The sequence below is a fragment of the Spirosoma arboris genome (genome assembly GCF_009754945.1).
Lineage (GTDB): Bacteria > Bacteroidota > Bacteroidia > Cytophagales > Spirosomataceae > Spirosoma > Spirosoma arboris.
In genome coordinates this window covers 166,617-184,127 of the sequence record NZ_WPIN01000004.1, presented here as the reverse complement: position 1 = coordinate 184,127, position 17,511 = coordinate 166,617, and the positions used below count along the sequence as shown (strand labels likewise).

At 46.5% G+C, this 17,511-nt stretch carries 12 protein-coding genes; 7 read left to right on the top strand and 5 right to left on the bottom strand.

From position 1 onward, the window contains the following. Positions 1–210 precede the first annotated feature (210 nt). From GO755_RS11935 to GO755_RS11910, 6 genes are all read left to right on the top strand, one after another. Entirely contained in the window at positions 211–4,275 is a 4,065-nt protein-coding gene (locus GO755_RS11935; RefSeq protein WP_157584988.1) for a S8 family serine peptidase, read from the top strand. Between the two features lie 132 nt (positions 4,276–4,407). Next, positions 4,408–7,152 carry a S8 family serine peptidase gene (locus GO755_RS11930; RefSeq protein ID WP_317165848.1) on the top strand — a complete coding sequence of 915 codons (2,745 nt, stop codon included), beginning with the start codon at positions 4,408–4,410 and terminating at the stop codon, positions 7,150–7,152. A gap of 151 nt (positions 7,153–7,303) precedes the next feature. Beyond that, a complete protein-coding gene (locus GO755_RS11925) occupies positions 7,304–7,747 on the top strand; it encodes a MarR family winged helix-turn-helix transcriptional regulator (protein ID WP_157584985.1) in 444 nt (147 codons plus the stop codon). 53 nt (positions 7,748–7,800) lie between these two features. Continuing rightward, the gene (locus GO755_RS11920; RefSeq protein ID WP_157584984.1) at positions 7,801–8,109 is read left to right on the top strand and encodes a hypothetical protein; all 309 of its coding nucleotides are present in this window, start codon (positions 7,801–7,803) and stop codon (positions 8,107–8,109) included. 41 nt (positions 8,110–8,150) lie between these two features. Beyond that, entirely contained in the window at positions 8,151–9,416 is a 1,266-nt protein-coding gene (locus tag GO755_RS11915; RefSeq protein ID WP_157584983.1) for an MFS transporter, read from the top strand. A 175-nt stretch (positions 9,417–9,591) separates the two neighbouring features. After that, positions 9,592–10,158 carry an isochorismatase family protein gene (locus GO755_RS11910; RefSeq protein WP_157584982.1) on the top strand — a complete coding sequence of 189 codons (567 nt, stop codon included), beginning with the start codon at positions 9,592–9,594 and terminating at the stop codon, positions 10,156–10,158. A gap of 68 nt (positions 10,159–10,226) precedes the next feature. Here GO755_RS11910 and GO755_RS11905 read toward each other — a convergent pair whose 3' ends face one another. Both GO755_RS11905 and GO755_RS11900 read right to left on the bottom strand, forming a co-directional pair. Continuing rightward, positions 10,227–11,831: a S8 family peptidase gene (locus tag GO755_RS11905; RefSeq protein WP_198174817.1), complete on the bottom strand. Its 1,605-nt coding sequence runs from the start codon at positions 11,829–11,831 to the stop codon at positions 10,227–10,229. 86 nt (positions 11,832–11,917) lie between these two features. Beyond that, positions 11,918–13,042: a DUF3500 domain-containing protein gene (locus GO755_RS11900; protein ID WP_157584981.1), complete on the bottom strand. Its 1,125-nt coding sequence runs from the start codon at positions 13,040–13,042 to the stop codon at positions 11,918–11,920. Between the two features lie 177 nt (positions 13,043–13,219). Between GO755_RS11900 and GO755_RS11895 the strand changes: the two genes are divergently transcribed. Next, positions 13,220–14,329 carry an LBF_2804 family protein gene (locus GO755_RS11895; protein WP_198174816.1) on the top strand — a complete coding sequence of 370 codons (1,110 nt, stop codon included), beginning with the start codon at positions 13,220–13,222 and terminating at the stop codon, positions 14,327–14,329. A 13-nt stretch (positions 14,330–14,342) separates the two neighbouring features. On the opposite strand, the gene gldE is transcribed toward GO755_RS11895, so the two are convergent. The 3 genes from gldE to mutY all read right to left on the bottom strand — a co-directional run bounded on the left by gldE (position 14,343) and on the right by mutY (position 17,402). Next, entirely contained in the window at positions 14,343–15,683 is a 1,341-nt protein-coding gene (gene gldE, locus GO755_RS11890; RefSeq protein WP_157584980.1) for a gliding motility-associated protein GldE, read from the bottom strand. Between the two features lie 41 nt (positions 15,684–15,724). Beyond that, positions 15,725–16,240 (bottom strand): single-stranded DNA-binding protein, encoded by a 516-nt coding sequence (locus tag GO755_RS11885; RefSeq protein WP_157584979.1) that lies wholly within the window; start codon positions 16,238–16,240, stop codon positions 15,725–15,727. Between the two features lie 73 nt (positions 16,241–16,313). Then, complete coding sequence (mutY, locus tag GO755_RS11880; RefSeq protein ID WP_157584978.1) at positions 16,314–17,402, bottom strand: A/G-specific adenine glycosylase; 1,089 nt, start codon at positions 17,400–17,402, stop codon at positions 16,314–16,316. Between the last annotated feature and the right edge of the window lie 109 nt (positions 17,403–17,511).

Sequence of the window (17,511 nt, the reverse complement as noted above, 5' to 3'; positions counted from 1 at the left end):
TAGTGAATTATAACCAGTTGTCAGTATTTAACGTTACAGGATTATCCGTTGTAACAGCGGTACAAGTTTATACAGTGAATTATCCGCAAAAAGTCGTTAAAAGTTTATTAATAACCCGCGACATTAGCCAATAACGCAACATAAATCACTCTTTCTCCGTACTTAAGTACGTATCTTCTTATCGCGTTTATAGTCAGCCTCTTTATTTTTATGCGTCAACGTTTATGGTTTTACACGAGTTGGCTGCAAGCCGTTCTTTTTCTGTCAATTACGCATACGCTTTTATCTGCCCAACCCATACCCTACTCCGCGGCACAACGCCAGCAGATTGACCAACTTCGACAGACATTTCAGAAAACTTACACCAGTAATTATAACCAAGCGCTTTCGCTGGCTAAAAAATTAGGTCGTCCGATAGAAACGAAGCTCCCCAACGGGCAACGAATGAGTTTACAAGGGTTAGATGACCGGGGACACTTACTGTATTATATAACCACCAGCGCGACAAAAGCGGGGATCACAACTCGTACCAACGCACTCTATTCGGGTGGTAGTCTTGGACTGAATTTGTCCGGGAGCAGTGCTTCAGTGCAGGGCAAACTGGGTATATGGGATGGAGGTGCGGTGCTAGGTACACATGTTGAACTGACGGGTCGAGTTACGCAGATGGACAGCGCCAGCACAACGATTGACAATGAAGAGCATCCATCCCACGTAGCCGGTATTATGATCGCAACGGGTATCAATCCACTGGTACGTGGTATGGCCAATAAAGCTACGCTGAAAGCCTGGGATTTCTCAAATGACGTAACTGAAATGGCGGCCGCATCGTCTACGCTGCTTGTTTCAAACCATTCGTATGGCTACAATTCAGGCTTCTTTCCTAATCCGGATGCAACTTCGCAATACACCTGGATATGGTACGGTGATACTACTGTTAGTAAAACGTATGACTACAAATTTGGCGTCTATAACAGTCGAGTACAGGCCTGGGATCAGGTTTCGACTAGTGCGCCCAATTACCTCATTGTTAGTTCAGCCGGTAATGCTCGCGGATACAATGGCCCTGCGGCTGGTACGCCTTACCTTATGGGGAATTATACAACTAAAGCTAAGCCAGTAATTAGTACGCTTCCTCGCGACAATCAAACAGGCTATGATATACTTCCACCCCCGGCGTCGGCAAAAAATGCGCTGGTAGTCGGTGCTATCAGTAATCTGGCATTTGGCTATAACCAACCGAATGATGTTCAACTAGCCGATTTTAGTAGTTGGGGGCCTACCGATGACGGCCGTATAAAACCCGATATAGTTGGCGCAGGAGTTAGTATTCTTTCCTGCAACTCAACTAGTGACAGTGCCTACGTGAGCTTAAGTGGTACATCAATGTCGTCTCCAAACGTAGCGGGATCGGTGTTGTTGCTTCAGGAATATTACAACCAGCTCAATCCGGGCAAATACATGCGTTCGTCTACACTTCGTGGATTAGTCCTGCATACGGCCGATGAGGCCGGCACAACTCCCGGCCCTGACTACCAGTTTGGCTGGGGATTACTCAACATGGAACGAGCGGCCAAGGTTATCGGCAATACCGACCAGAGTAATTTACTAAGTGAACGAACACTTGCCCAGGGCAAACATGATACGATTCAGGTAATTGCATCCGGGCGTGGGCAAGTAGTTGCGACAATTTGCTGGACTGATCCGGCGGGTACACCAACGGCTACACTCAATGATCGGACGCCCAAACTCGTCAATGACCTTGACCTGCGTATCAATGATGGAGCAACCACAACACAACCCTGGCTATTAGACCCAAATAATCCGGCAAATGCGGCTACTCATGGCGATAACATCCGCGATAACATTGAACAAGTCATTATTGCCAATTCGATACCGGGCAAAACATACACGCTGATCATTGGCCATAAGGGCACGTTGAGCGGTAGTAAGCAAGATTATGCGTTGTTTGTTAGTGGTGTAGGGGGAAAAGTCTACTGCGAATCGAGAGCAACCTCAACTGCCGATACCAAAATCAGCCGGGTGCAGTTGGGCAGTATTGATCAGGTAGGCTCTACAAGTTGCACTGCCTATACAGATTTTTCGCAGGTAGCGACAAGTATTCAGGCTGGGCAACAGATTCCGCTGACGGTATCGCTCGGCACCTGCGGAGCAACAAAGAATGCAATCGTAAAAGTTTTTGCCGACTGGAATCAGAATGGCAGTTTCGATGATGCAGGTGAAACGCTGGCTACATCAGGCGTATTAGCAAACTCAGCGCAGTTTTCGACAACCCTAACCATTCCAGCCAGCGTACAAAATGGGCAGTTTATCAAGTTTCGCCTTGTAGCAACTGAAACCGACAATGCCGCGTTGGTAGCTGCCTGCGGTCTCTATGGCAATGGAGAAACCCAGGATTATCTGCTCAATGTAGTACAAACGGTTAATGATGTAGGCGCCGTAGCATTGGTTTCTCCTCTAACTAATTTCTGTGGGCAAACCAATACGGATGTGGTCGTAACGGTGCGGTTGCACAATTATGGCGCTGCTGATCAACTCAATGTACCTGTAAGCGTTAAAATTACTGACACCAACAACACAGAGTTAACCACATTAAGCGGTGTTGTTCCTAAACTGCTTGCTTTTCGGGAGGGTATCTTAACGCTTCAGTTGCCCGCAACCAGCACCTTAGTGGCTGGGCAGACGTACCGATTTACAATCACAACGGGTCTCAACACAGATCAGAATGCTGCAAACGACAGCGTTACCGAAACCCGCACAACAGCGCCAACTCCTGCAAACGGCTTATTTACAGCAACCCAATGCAGTGCTGATACAGTCGTTTCATTACGAAATATCGGCAGCGGCACTGCCTTTTGGTACGATGCACCGCTGGGTGGCAATTTATTGGCTGCGGGCAACCTGGCAACAGCCCCGAAACTGCCACCCAGTGGTCAATTTTATGCGACACTGAATGATTTTTCGGGTACGATTGGCCCAGTAAACAAGGCCGCGTTTGGGGGTGGCTCCTATTATGGAGCCTATGCGCCTGCCCCGCTCATTTCAACAACAGTTCCTATCCTAATTGAAAGCGCGCGACTCTATATTGCCGCTGCGGGCCAGTTGACGTTTACAGTACGTAAATTAGATGAAACAGCTATCTCGAGTGTCACACTGGATGTGTCGCCAACTCGTAATCAGAGTTTAACAACGGTTACCAGCAATGGCAATTTAGTAGACGACCCCGACGATCAGGGCGCTATTTATCCAATTAATCTGCGCATTCCCGAAGCAGGTGATTATAAAATTACCATCGACTATTCTGGCGGAGCTTCTACTTTTCGGAGTAACGTATCGGTAAGTGGATTACCTTATCAACTTAAGACTTCAACAGGCACGCCTATTGTTACCATTAAGGGGGCATTATTTAACAGCGGAACAACGATCGATACACTGACAACAGCCTGGTATTACTTCTATAATATTAAAGTTCGGTCGCTCGACTGCCCCAGCCTGCAACGAACCGTTGTTACTCCTATAACCGGTACATCGCCAACGGTAAGCGTTACGCCTGGCGGATCAGCAAGTATTTGCCAGGGTTCAAGTCTGACGTTAGAGGCAATCACTACAGGAACTGGCTTAGCTTATCAATGGTACCGAAACGATGCTCTGCTAACCGCTGCTACAAGTAGTACGCTACCAGTTACTACTGTGGGAAAGTACGCTGTACAAGTAGCCAATACTTGTTTTGCGCGCTCATCAGTCGTTACGGTATCTGTTAACACTCCGCAAAATCCAGTAATAATTACCAATGGATTTACCCTTACATCTAATGCTACATCAAACATTCAGTGGCTGATGGATGGTGTGCCAATTGCAGGCGCAACGGGAACAACGTACACCGTTGTGAAATCGGGCCGTTATTCGGTAAAAGGGAGCGTAAATGGTTGCGGAGCGGGTATTTCCAACGAGGTTGTGCTGACGATTCTGGCAACCGAACCTGTATTGAGCGACGATGATCTGTTGGTTTATCCGAATCCAGTCACCCGTCAACTGACGGTATCTGTGGCCGTTTCATCATCGTTATCAAAACCGCCCGCGTTGCGTTTGACTGATATACAGGGTCGTACGATACGAAACGCTACCCTCCAGCTCGACGGAAAAAATTATTCGACGGTAGTAGATGTGGGGAATCTTCCTGGCGGTACGTTTTTTGTGGTTGTTGAAGACGAACGGACGCAAAACGTTCGCGTGAAACGGATTCACAAGCAATAACCCAGACAGCATCTGAAACATCTCGACAGGCATAGCTCAATCACTCAAAATAAGGCACAGCGCAGGATATGGCAGTTTTCCCACCTATCGCTCTGCCTTATTTTGGTATTTATAAACGGAGCAAATAGCCCTGTGTGGGCACAGTCTGTCTCTCAAAAACAACCAGTAGCCTGGCAAACGGAATTAATTGAACGGTACACTCAGAATAGAAAGCGTACCCTTACTCTTGCCCTTCAGAATAACTGGCCCCTCTACAAAAACTATTCCAATCATCGCGTATTTCAACTTCAGGAAGTCGATGCTCTGGGCCAGCCAATTTATTATTCGTTACATAATGTCGAAGCGGCACAGGGAACCCGAACACTGGCTTTGCAGGGAGGAGGTTCACTGCCTATTGCGTTGTCGGGCAATTCACCCGCTATGGCTGGTCGGCTGGGATTGTGGGACGGAGGGCGGGTATTGGAATCCCACCAGGAATTCGGCGGAACAGCGGCAAATGGTGCCAAAATCACTCAGAAAGATAACGTTAGTAGCGTTAATGATCATACTACACATCTGGCCGGAACTCTCGTTGGCAAAGGAGTTAATCCATTGGCCAAAGGAATGGCGTACGGTGCCCAGTTATCGGTTTGGGATTATACCGACGATGTGACCGAACTACTCACGGCGGCTCCCAAGCTGCTCATTTCGAATCACGCCTATGGCCCCGTAGTGGGTTGGGTATACAATGCCTCACGACCAGGTACCGACCCAAACCTAAAATGGGAATGGTGGGGAAATACAGCCATTAGCGCTACAGAGGATTATCTATTTGGGTTTTACACCACCAAGGCCGAGGACCTGGATCGAATAGCGTATAACAACCCGTATTTTCTGATGGTCCGATCGGCGGACAATAAACGCAGTGAAACTGGCCCACCCACCGGAACACCCTATTTTCTAAAAAACACGACCACTCAAAGCACAATTGCCCGTAGTCGAAACGATGCGTATGATGTTATTCCGGCAGAAGCCACCGCAAAAAATGTATTGACGGTTGGGGCGGCTGAGCTAACGTATACGAGTCAGAATGTACCAACTTTAGTAGGCTCAACTTCCTTTAGTGGTTGGGGACCTACCGACGATGGTCGTATCAAACCTGATTTATTAGGAATTGGATCTGATGTTTTATCATCCATCGCGACGTCGACCAACGACTACGATACCTATAGCGGAACCTCAATGGCCTCCGCCAATGTGTCGGGCTCCTTATTTTTGTTACAGGAGCTATATGCCCGTCAACGGGCAACGGGTTTGCCTACCAGTGGGCAATTCATGCGGGCAGCTACCCTGAAAGGACTGGCCATTCACACCGCCGACCGGCCCAATCCGGCAGTAGGACCCAACTATCGCCAGGGGTGGGGGCTGTTAAACACAGAAGCGGCTGCCCGTCTGTTGCTCAATGAAGAACTGGCCCATCTGGTTCTCGAACAAAGTCTGACACCGGGTAGTACCTATACCCGCTCCATTGTTGCCCAAGGCAACGAACCGTTGATTATCACTTTATCCTGGACAGATCCCGAAGGAACAGCTACGAGCGTTGTGCCCAGCTCCGTAGACAGTCGAACACCAAAACTTATCAATGACCTTGATTTACGTTTGAGCGATGGGCAGCAGACAAGCCTACCGTTTGCACTTGATCCAACTAAGCCAGCACAAGCTGCCACCCGTAGCGACAACATACGGGATAATGTTGAACAGGTATATATCGCGAATCCAATAGCGGGAAAGACCTATACACTCACGGTTTCCCATAAGGGCAAGATGACCTATACGAGTCAGCCTTACTCATTGATTGTGAGTGGTCTCCATCGAATTAATTGCCAATTAACGGCAACTACGATTCCAGCCCTGGACACTGCAATCTGCCAGGGAGCAACGTTGCCTTTACAAGCTGGTAATCCATCGGCAACTCTTCGTTATCAATGGCTACTTAACGGAACGGTTTTGGCAGGAGGAGCTACCCCCAACTACCAGGCCACTCAGGCAGGTTCCTATATGCTGCGGATAACTGATGCGAATGGCTGTTCGGCAACTTCGCAACCTGTACAGATACAGCTACGAACAACGGCTGTAGCACTCACGCCAACGGGCAGCCAGTGGATTTGTAATTCGGATACACCTGTTCATCTAGAAGCAATCTCGCCAAGTGATGCAACATTGAAAGACGCTACATTTGATTGGCTGCGCGATAATTCTGTAGTTACCAATGCCCATGCCAGTACATTCGATGCCACCCAGCCGGGTCGATATCAGGTACGAATGACACAGAACGGTTGTCAGGCGCTCTCGCCCGAAACAGTTGTCCAGTTAACTTCCGTCAATGATCTCAATTTAGTACCCGAAGAAACAGAATTGAGTCTCCCGATAGGCGCTACTGTGACCTTAAAAGCACCCATTGATACATCTTATCGTTACCAGTGGTATCGGAATGATAATTCGTTAGCCAAGGCAACTGACTACCGCTTATCTGTTTCAACGCCAGGCAGCTATAAAGTGCAGGTAACCCAGCATAGCTGCGTAGGATGGTCAACGAATCGGCTCGTGCAAACAACTGTACTGACAGCGACGGTATCCGATACAGTCGGTTTTTTCACATTTTACCCGAACCCTACAGAAAATATCATTTCCATTCACTATGTAAACCCGTCGGCAAAACAGGTCCAAATAAAGATCTTCGATCTGAATGGCATTTTACGACAGACTCCGCTTTCCATAAAAGCCTCAAACGGGCAGTTTGAAGGCGATTTGCCAGTTCAGCACTTGCCAGCTGGTATCTATATTCTTCACCTTTCGGATGGGTCTGGCATTCAGACAAAGCGGTTTGTAAAAAAATGAGCCAGACCAGCTTTAATTCCCTCGCTACCCTGATTTAATACTCCCCCATCCCTTTTCATCTTATTTCTAAAGTTTTCCAGGTGTTCACTCTTGGCTAATCAATAATTAGTATTAAATTTGTAAAGTAACTTAACAAGTTTACTTTACTATCATGACATCGCCACCCCAAAATGATCAAGAGCTATCAACCGAGATACGAACGATTGTAGCCCGGCTTATTAAAAAGATACGCAGCCAGTCGCCAACTCATCAAAAGCTGTCGCTTACCGAACGATCTGTCATTAAACTGCTCGATAAACAGAAAGAAATGTTGCCCAACGAAATCGCCAAGATGGAAAAGGTAACGACGCAGTCGATGTCGCAAATTTTGAATCATCTGTCAGCACTCGGATACATTACCCGAAAGCCTTCCGAAACCGATAAACGTAAGGTCATGATCTCACTATCGGAGGTAGGTCAGGCCATTTTGCACGCTGTCAGACATGAAGCGGACGAATGGTTGACTAAAGCCATACAGGAAACCTGCTCCGCCGAAGACAAGGCGCTTCTACGACAGGCATTGGTTCCTTTAAGCAAACTAGTAGAGGTTGACTAAATCTAGTAACCAACTGATTTTAAAAGCATTACTCACAACTTAATCATTGAATCATGAAATGGTATCAGTATGTAGCTGCGTTTTTTGCCGGCGCTTTCCTGGCTAATGTAGTCCCTCATTTTATCAACGGTGTCTCCGGAGATCCGTTTCCAACTCCGTTTGCCAATCCGCCCGGCAAAGGTTTGTCTTCGCCAATGATCAATGTCTTGTGGGCCTGTTTCAATCTGTTTATCGGCTATGTATTGCTTCGGGTAAGTAAGGCATCTCCTCAAAACAAGCTGTTGATGTTCCTGCTGTTTTTAGGCTTTACGGCCTTATCACTGATGGCTAGTATTTCATTTATGGATAAGATGAAACCCTGATTTTCAGGCAATATTGATAGGTACCAACAATAACTCACGTTATGAACGTAAATACATTCACTGCATTTAAAAGCCGTAATTACAGGTTATTCTTTGCCGGGCAATCCATTTCATTGTTAGGCACCTGGATGCAGAAGACGGCGGTAAGCTGGGTAATTTATTCGCAAACTCACTCCAAATTTATGCTGGGGGTTAGCGTATTTGCTACCCTGTTTCCTTCTGCTTTACTGACACCTTTTGGCGGGGTCTTCTCTGATCGATATGATCGGTATCGCGTCCTGTTGCTCACACAGGTCTTATCCATGATGCAGGCCATCCTGCTTACCGCCGTGGTCTTCTTCAAGGACTATGCAGTTTGGGAGATCATCCTGCTGAGCGTCGTGCTGGGCCTGATTAATGCGTTCGATGTACCCGCCCGCCAGTCGCTGGTTTACGAGATGGTCGAGGATAAAAAAGACTTGCCTAATGCGCTGGCCTTAAATTCATCCATGGTCAACTTATCCAAGTTAATTGGTCCAGCGATAGCTGGTCTTGCCATTGAGAGATTAGGAGAAGTGGTCTGTTTCGGGCTGAATGCAGTCAGTTTCATTGCCGTTATTGGTTCGCTGTTGCTCATGAAACTGCCAACCTACGTACCTAAATTACATACCAAGAATATTCTTGGTGAATTGGTTGAAGGGTTCGTGTATGTAAAAGAAACGCCGTCTATTCGATTTATCATTGTTATGCTGGCGCTGGTCAGCCTGTTGGTTTTACCCTTCACCAGCCTGATGCCCGTTTATGCGAAAGATGTCTTTCATGGCACAGCGTCAACCTTTGGTCTGCTCGATAGCGCCATTGGACTTGGAGCATTTGCTGGCGCAATCTTCCTGGCTTCTCTAAAACCGGGTGCTAACCTAAATAAAATACTGACCATCAACACCTTTGTTTTTGGAACGGGCCTCATCTTGTTTTCCTACACGGCCTGGTATCCATTGGCATTGCTATTTATCGCGATTGGCGCGTTCGGGATGATGTCGCAGATTACAATTAATAACACGTTGCTACAGACCCAGGCGGCCCCAGCCATGCGGGGGCGAGTAATCAGTATGTTCGTTATGGTGTACGCTAGCGCGTTACCGATTGGTAGTCTGATTGTAGGAGCCATATCGGAACACGTTGGTGTGGAGGCCACCATATTAGGTCAGGGCATGCTGGCTCTGGGAATCGGTGTCCTTCACCTCCGGCATTTGCAAACAAACAAATCCAGACAAGCAGTTTCCGCTGCATCCGAAAACCTGACCGCTGAAGTGGCTCCGCCAGTTTGAGGAACAGACTCGAGCTCCGAGTATGAACGCATTTTTAACTCATAAACCCTATGTTCTGGTATCACTATGTTGCCTGTTTTTTTTAGTGGTGCATTTCTGACGAATGCCATTCCACAAGAGTAGTCAGTATAGCACTAGAAACTGATCGCATCGCTTATTTCAAACCCAATTACACATGGTCACCGCACTCGACCCAAACACCGCACTGGTTCTAATTGATTTTCAGAAAGCGGTCATGTTATACCCACTTCTAACTCCTGCCAGCGAAATTCTGGCTAACACAACCAAGTTAATAGCTGCCTTTCGGAAGGTCAGTTTGCCTATTGTTGTTGTTATGGTTAAACCCGTTGCTAATACAGGAGTGGCCATACGCCGTAATACCCAGCAACCGTCAAGCGTGGGCTTTACTGCCGACTTGCTGGAATTAGTACCTGAAATCGAAACGCAACCCGACGATATTTTTATCACCAAGCATACCTGGGGTGCCTTTTATGAAACTCCTTTAGACGAAGAACTTAAGAAACGGGGTATTACAGGAATTGTACTGGCGGGCGTGGCAACTAGCCGAGGTGTGGAAAGTACGGCAAGGGCCGCCAGCGAACGGGGCTATAACATTGCGTTTGCCCAGGATGCCATGACCGACATGGTGGCCAGTGCTCATGAAAACAGTCTTAATGTTATTTTTCCGCGCCTTGGCGAAGTGGGAGATACAGATGCGATCATTGCCATTTTAGGCCAATAAATAAATCAGGCCAGTTAATGCATTTGTGCACTAGCTGGCCTGATTTATTTCCTAGACTACTTTATTTTTTACTTCGCTTTTCCTGAAGCAGCTTCTTCTGCCAGTGCCATTTTTACAGCATCATACAGGTTGACAATGCCTCCCGTTTTTGATAGCGTGTTAAATGCAACCATATCGGTTGATTCTGGTCTGGTCACCTTTGTTGAATAAGGTGTTGCCGATTGCATAATAATTCGCTTAATATCGGCGTACGTCAGCTTAGGAAAGTACGACTTTAGCACAGCGGCAACTCCCGCTACCACAGGTGAGGCCATACTTGTACCACTGTTATTTTCATACTTGCTGCCGGGTACAGTCGAGTAAATATCTTTACCGGGAGCAAAGACATCTACATTCTGCTTGCCATAGTTCGAAAAACTGGCAACCAAATCGCTGGTATTAGGCAAAGCACTTGCCCCTACTGTAATCACATTCGGGATGGCAGAACCATCAATAAAGCGGGGAGCTGGGTAATTGGCTGCAGTGTCAATATCTTTTCCATCGTTTCCAGCCGCATGGACCATCAAAACACCTTTCGAAAGCGCATATCGTTCGGCATCTTCAACTACACTGCGCTGTGGAGAATAGTCCTTCCCGAAGCTCATATTGATAATTTGTGCCCCGTTATCAACTGCATACCGAATAGCATTGGCAACATCCTTATCACGCTCATCGCCATCAGGTACCGCCCGCACACCCATAATCTGAACTGCATCAGATACTCCTTTTACGCCAAGGTTGTTCGTACGATCGGCGCCAATTATGCCCGCAACGTGCGTACCATGATCAGGGCGAGAACCAGCAATATCGGCATTGCCGTAATCACGCTGGTTCATATCATTTGGATTGTCACCCACAACAGAACGGCCATCGAACTCCGGATTGTAATTATACTCCGCACGAGCTTTGAGTTGCTCATTCGCCTTTTCGAGCTCGCTCATGATTACATCCGTATCAGCAGCTCCCTGTTGGCCTAATATCTGTAATATTCCCAATACTGGGCGCTTTAGACTCGCATTTGTAAGGGTATCTGCAGCTTTACGCAAGGTCAGTGTATCCAGTTTCGTTACATTCAGCACTTTTTTCAAGTTAGCGACCGCAGTTGAAAACTGTGTATAGAATTGGCCAATGCCCTGATATTGTGCTTTGTACTGCGACTGATTTTTCTCTAATTCCGCCTTCGTTTTTACATACAGATCGTACTCTTTCTGCTGGTCCGGCTTTAGTGTCTTTCGGTCTTTCCCTTCGTATTTAGGTTTTAGCTGAACATAAAGCCGGGTTACCTCGGCCGTTTCATAATTGACGTTTCGACCATCTTTTCCGCCAATGAAATTCCAGCCGTGAACATCATCCACATAACCGTTTTTGTCATCGTCTTTCCCATTGCCAGCAATTTCCTTCGGATTAACCCATAGAACTCGACGTAAATCTTCGTGAGTTGTGTCAATACCTCCGTCAATTACGGCAACCACAACGGGAGTTGGTTTGCGATCTTTCAATAGTTCACGGTACGTTCGCTCGACGCTAATGCCGGCCGTGTTATCGGTTTTATCTTGCAGATACCACTGCGTTTCCTGCGCCGAAGCTGCCACCGAAAGCAACATAACTGACGCACTGATAAGGAGTTTCTTCATGAATTGTTAACAAAAAATCTGGACAAATTACGAAGAAACATCCTTATTAATCGCTTAAAAATTGTTAAACGGTCTACTTATTTGCTTCAGTCCTTACCGTGACTAGCATTTTTATAATGCTCCTGTAGTAAATCTTCGCCCCAATCATTGGTCAAATCACGTACTACTGTATGGATGTGATTGGCATTCGTTTGGGAATTGTCATACTCAATCAGAATCGTTGGGCCATGAATTCGATAGTACCATCCTTTTCCATCACCCAGTTCGGGCGTTAGATCGCCTGCCCAACTAAACCGTATCTCATCTAGTCCCGCTTTCTTCAATTTATCTAATTGCTGTTTGGCCAGGGTAATACGGTAATTAGTCAAATACGCTTGTATCAGATCCATAAATAATTTGCGTTGCTCGCTATTCATGTCGGCCATTTTCACTCCATCCATCCGTTCCAGAGATGCCTTACGTTTGTTGCTGGTAACCATTTCGGGATAAGCGACTGCCGCCAACACAGCCTGCTTTCGCTGATCGGTGTTCAGAGTTTTCAGCAACGCAAAGGCTTTTTCGGTTTCCTGTTTTAATATCGCTCTACCTTTTTGGGGCAAATCCTTGACACGCGGATCAGACATTCGCTTATCGGCCATGCCTGAGTCAAATTTCAGTACGCCCGGATTACTGCCAAAGAATGTAGGAGTCTGGGCCAGCACTTTACCGTCTACTGCCACAAATTGAAGTGACAAATGATGTCCTTCAATCCGCCAGCTCCAGGGAGCGTTTGTGGCCGGGTCGCCAAAAAATGTAAAGGAATAATTTTCCGGATCACGGTATACATCATTTGGAGGGCGATTGTCAATTACACGTAGCACATTTTCCATATCAATAATGGATGTTGCTTTCTCATAGCCCTGTAGGCTCAGTGCCGTTTTGAGCATGGCCATTGCCGCCTGACGCTGTTCTGGCGTCATCTGTTTTAAAGGGAGTCCTTTACGTTCTCTCGGAACAAAGTGCCAGTTGAAGCGTTCTTCACTATCAAATGGGAAGGTAGTTTTTTGCCGCTGTTCTGGCGTAAGCATGCCTAGAAACAGATTGGCCGCATCCGTCATTTCATCTTTGACACGCTGTTGAACAGGCAATGTTTTGGGCGACGGAGCAACTTGGCCCAAAACTTGTAGCTGACTGGCTATCAGGCAGCCTAAAAGGAAAAGTGAGTATCTCATAGGTGAAGGGCGTTTATACGATACTTCGTAAAGAGCAATCGCCATCGCATTTACCTATCCGACACGCAAGGAGATATGACCGTTTAGTCAAAGCAATTTGATTATATCTGGCTGTTTGCCAACAACCTCGGTATTTTAGTAGTTTATCCTATTATACCACTGTCACAAACTACAATCATGTCTACCCGGCCTCCGAACAACAGTTCTGGTCCACTCGACCATCTGTCAATGCGCTACTTACGGCAGGTACTCGATATGTCGCACCCCGCCGATGAGCCTTACGTACTGAACTCTATTGAAAGTCGAGTTATCCGCCGAACGAAAATTATAACTCTAACAATAACATCGCTGCTGGGTATAACGGGTGTATTATTACTGTATTGGCCACAGTATATCTGGCCTGAATTATTCAGCACAACGACCGTTCGACTTTTTGGAAATACCCATGAGTTATCCCTGATTACAGCCTTATATAGTATTTTACTGGTTTATCTGGAGATAAATTTAATGCTGGCGATTAACTTATGGGGCGTAAAGTCGATCATGGAGGTATGTCAGTTTCCCCGTGCCCACGATGCTCAGTATGAGCGACATTTGCAATCGTTAGCTAATGCCGCCCTCGAAAAATCGCAATATGGCATTCTTCGTTTTGGCGTTGATCCATTTATGACGATGCCCCGTTGGGGATTAACCATTTTTTTTCTATCAACTATTGCCAAGGCAGCACTCAGCACACTGATTCTAAAGATTACCTTAAAACAATTTATTGGCAGGTATGCATTACGTCCAGTAACAGACCTTGTAGGTCTGCCTATCTATGCATTATGGAATACCTGGGCATCATGGCAAACACTTCACGAAGCTCAAATTCGGGTGATGGCTCCCATTACAATCCGTGAGTTTGTTCATGAACTTCATGAAGAATGGGGAAAAAACGAGCAATTCCGTCCGTTGATTCTGGAAGCCCTACACTACGCGTCGATTCTAAAAAGGCAGTATAATTATGCCCACTTTATGCTGACAGAAACCCTGATTGACCGCTTTGAATTATCTAGAACTACACCATTAACGGGTCATTTTACTGAACAGGTACTCCAGGCTCCTCTTGCCGTACGTCGAAGTCTGGAGCGACTTATTGTATTCGGCGTTTTGGTCGATGGCAAATTGTCCTTGCTTGAGAAAAGACGTTTACACGAACTTCGCAAAAAAGGAGTTCTGACCTATTCGGCTAATGACATTGAACGGATTGGCATGGATTATAACCAGGGGAGAGGACTTTGGGTATAAAAGAGTAATAAGCCTATGCTTCCTTAATAGTATCGCTTTTTCGTACTCGTACTTCATTAATTCGCTTATCATCAGCAGACACTACCTGAAATACAAACCCATTATAAGTGGTTTCATCACCAGCTTTAGGAAGTCGACTAAATAGCTCAAGCAATAGGCCACCAAGAGATTCGCTGTCTCCCTGTGCATCTTCAAACGTTGTTGCATCAACATTCAATACCCGGCACACATCAGTCAGTGACATTTTACCCTCGAATACCACCGTTTGGTCATCTTCACGTCGATAGCCAAGTGGATCCTCGTCGTCAAATTCATCATTTATATCGCCGAAAATTTCCTCGATGATATCTTCCAGCGTTACCAGACCACGCGTCCCCCCGTACTCATCAACGACAATAGCAATGTGTACTCGCCTTTTCTGGAAATCCTGAAGTAAATCGTCTACTTTTTTATTTTCAGGGATAAAAAATGCAGGACGCAGTAATGATTGCCAGTGGAACGAATCATCTGCATGAATGTGTGGCAGTAGATCTTTGATGTATAGAATACCGTCAATCGTATCTAATGACTCCCCATAAACCGGCACCCTTGAGTAGCCAGATGCATTAATCTGAGCCAGTAATTCACTAAACGATAAATCTTCACTAACGGCCGAAATATCCAGTCTTGCCCGCATCACCTGACGGGCCGTCAGATTACTAAAATTGACAATACCTTTAAGTATTTCTTTTTCTTCGCTCGTCGCGTTCGTACCCGTTAGCTCAACGGCCTGACTTAGCTCCTCTACCGATAGTTTATAGCCACGGCGCTGAATTCGCTTATCTACCTGATTGCTTAAACTGACCAGCATCATGGCCAGGGGGCGAAATACAGTCAGCCCGAGTTGCGCCAGGGGAGCCGTCTGGCGAGCCACTGTTAAGTTATTCTGGCTCGCATACACCTTTGGCACAATCTCACCAAATAAGACGATTGCGACCGTTGTAGCCAGCGCCATCCCAGACAGTATCCAACCTGATCCTGACGAGACTTGAGTCACCTCCCAAGTTAGGTAAGTAACTATAACGACGATGGCAATATTGAGTAAATTATTGAAGATAACCAGCGATGCCAATAACCGTTTAGGACGCTCTAAAAGCGTGGCAATTCGCTGTTTATCGGCCTGACTACTTTCTCGACAGTGGGCACGATCATCCGGAGAAAGAGAAAAGAAAGCAGCTTCTGAAGCAGAGACCAAACCCGCCACTGTCAGCAGCAATAGAATCAAAGCCGTATAAGGGGCATATAAATCAAAATAGGTGCCCCAGCCATCAGCGGCTGGGAGCACCTGTCGAGGAAGAGGGTCACCAGGATCCATGTATATCAAATCTCGTTCAACAATAGAGCAAGTTATGTGGATTAAAACGGCAAGTCGTCGTCGCCACTGTTGCTCTCGAATGGCACCGGTTCAGGCTCTCTACGCGATGGCGCTGCCTGTTGGCGCGCAGGCTGAGCAGCTGGTGTCGGTTGCGGGCGAGGTTGTGCGGGCGGAGCCTGCTGTCTGGGTGCTTCGTAAGAAGGTTGTTCTTCTGCTCGGTCGCTATTCGGACTACCCAGCAATTGCATTGTATTAGCCCGAACACGTAACGATGTCCGCTCTTTACCTTCTTTATCCGTCCATAATTCTGTCCGAAGGCGACCTTCAACATAGACAGAATTTCCTTTCTTCAAATATTTTTCAGCCACTTTGGCCTGTTCATTCCACAATTCAATCCGAAACCACTCTGTCTGCTCTACTTTCTCACCATTTCGGTTTGTATATTTTTCGGTAGTCGCTACATTGAAGGTTGCCACAACAGCTCCACCATCCAGATAACGGACTTCAGGATCGGCCCCCAGATTACCGATTATTGTCATCTTATTAAGACTTGCCATACTCTTTATTTTGTTGGTTACGTATAAAATTCCGTAGCGTTTAAGAGGATTAAAGATACTAAAATCTACCCACTTATCCAAACAGATTTTCTAAATAGTTTGTAATCAATACAGGCTTAGGAAGGTGACTAATTTCCTCCATATCATACCATTGTAAGTCTGTCGGCAAGCTATCAATAGCAGCTTCAGGCAAATCGATCAGGTAGAATCTGGCACGAATACGTTGGTGCGATAACAACTGAACTGACTCCACCGGCAAGCCAGTAACTACCCCTCGTTGTACTAAGTCTTTGACCTCTTCAGGAAGCGGTAAATCTGGCAACATTGCTTTTGCATCTTCGGTTTCAAGCAAATAAAAATCATGCAAATTTTGCCAGACATCACGCGCCGTCCGTTCGCGAAGAGCTAATTTTCCATTTTTTCGAAAAATGAGGTATGTGAAAAATCGTTCTCGAACCGGAGCCTTTTTTGATTTAACGGGCAACCGATGCTGGCGCCCCGTTAAGTAAGCAACGCACCCCTGTTGTAGAGGACATAAAAGGCAATCGGGTGCAACAGGTGTACAATGAATCGCCCCGAACTCCATAATGGCCTGGTTATAAGTAGCCGGATCGTTGGCCGATTGGATCAGGCGTGTAGCTAAAGCGGCAAACGTTTTCTTCGCATTCGTTGTGGTGATATCTTCCTCTATACCAAATACCCGTGCCAATACCCGATAAACATTTCCATCCACAACAGAAACACGTTCGCCAAAGGCAAACGAAGCGATAGCAGCTGCCGTATAAGCACCTATCCCCTTCATTTTCAGTAGGTCATGATAGGTAGATGGGAACTTACCATCTAATTGAAGAGTTACATAACGAGCAGTTTGATGCAGGTTCCTGGCTCTGGAATAATAACCCAGACCTTGCCAGAGTCGCAACAACTCACGTTCATCAGCTCGGGCCAGATCAGCAATTGTTTCATAGGCATCTACGAAGCGCTCATAATAGGGTTTTCCCTGTGCTACGCGGGTTTGCTGAAGAATGACTTCCGATAGCCAGATACGATACGGATCGCGGGTGTGGCGCCATGGTAAGTCGCGTTTATGAACCGAATACCACTGCTCAAGAATAGGAGCAAATGTGGTTTCGATGTTGTTAAGGTCTGATAGCCAATTCAAAATAAAACAAAAAAATACATCGTTAGCAGGAAAAACGGAAGCATAGGGTTTTTAAATTTATAGGAAAGCCCTACCTTTGTGCTCCCATTTTGAGACCCGAATTTTCAAC

Excerpts from the sequence above, each read along its gene's own strand:
- GO755_RS11935 (WP_157584988.1), top strand. The coding sequence starts at position 211 with ATGCGTCAACGTTTATGGTTTTACACGAGTTGGCTGCAAGCCGTTCTT.
- GO755_RS11925 (WP_157584985.1), top strand. The coding sequence starts at position 7,304 with ATGACATCGCCACCCCAAAATGATCAAGAGCTATCAACCGAGATACGA.
- GO755_RS11920 (WP_157584984.1), top strand. The coding sequence starts at position 7,801 with ATGAAATGGTATCAGTATGTAGCTGCGTTTTTTGCCGGCGCTTTCCTG.
- GO755_RS11915 (WP_157584983.1), top strand. The coding sequence starts at position 8,151 with ATGAACGTAAATACATTCACTGCATTTAAAAGCCGTAATTACAGGTTA.
- GO755_RS11910 (WP_157584982.1), top strand. The coding sequence starts at position 9,592 with ATGGTCACCGCACTCGACCCAAACACCGCACTGGTTCTAATTGATTTT.
- GO755_RS11905 (WP_198174817.1), bottom strand. The coding sequence starts at position 11,831 with ATGAAGAAACTCCTTATCAGTGCGTCAGTTATGTTGCTTTCGGTGGCA.
- GO755_RS11900 (WP_157584981.1), bottom strand. The coding sequence starts at position 13,042 with ATGAGATACTCACTTTTCCTTTTAGGCTGCCTGATAGCCAGTCAGCTA.
- GO755_RS11895 (WP_198174816.1), top strand. The coding sequence starts at position 13,220 with ATGTCTACCCGGCCTCCGAACAACAGTTCTGGTCCACTCGACCATCTG.
- gldE (WP_157584980.1), bottom strand. The coding sequence starts at position 15,683 with ATGGATCCTGGTGACCCTCTTCCTCGACAGGTGCTCCCAGCCGCTGAT.
- GO755_RS11885 (WP_157584979.1), bottom strand. The coding sequence starts at position 16,240 with ATGGCAAGTCTTAATAAGATGACAATAATCGGTAATCTGGGGGCCGAT.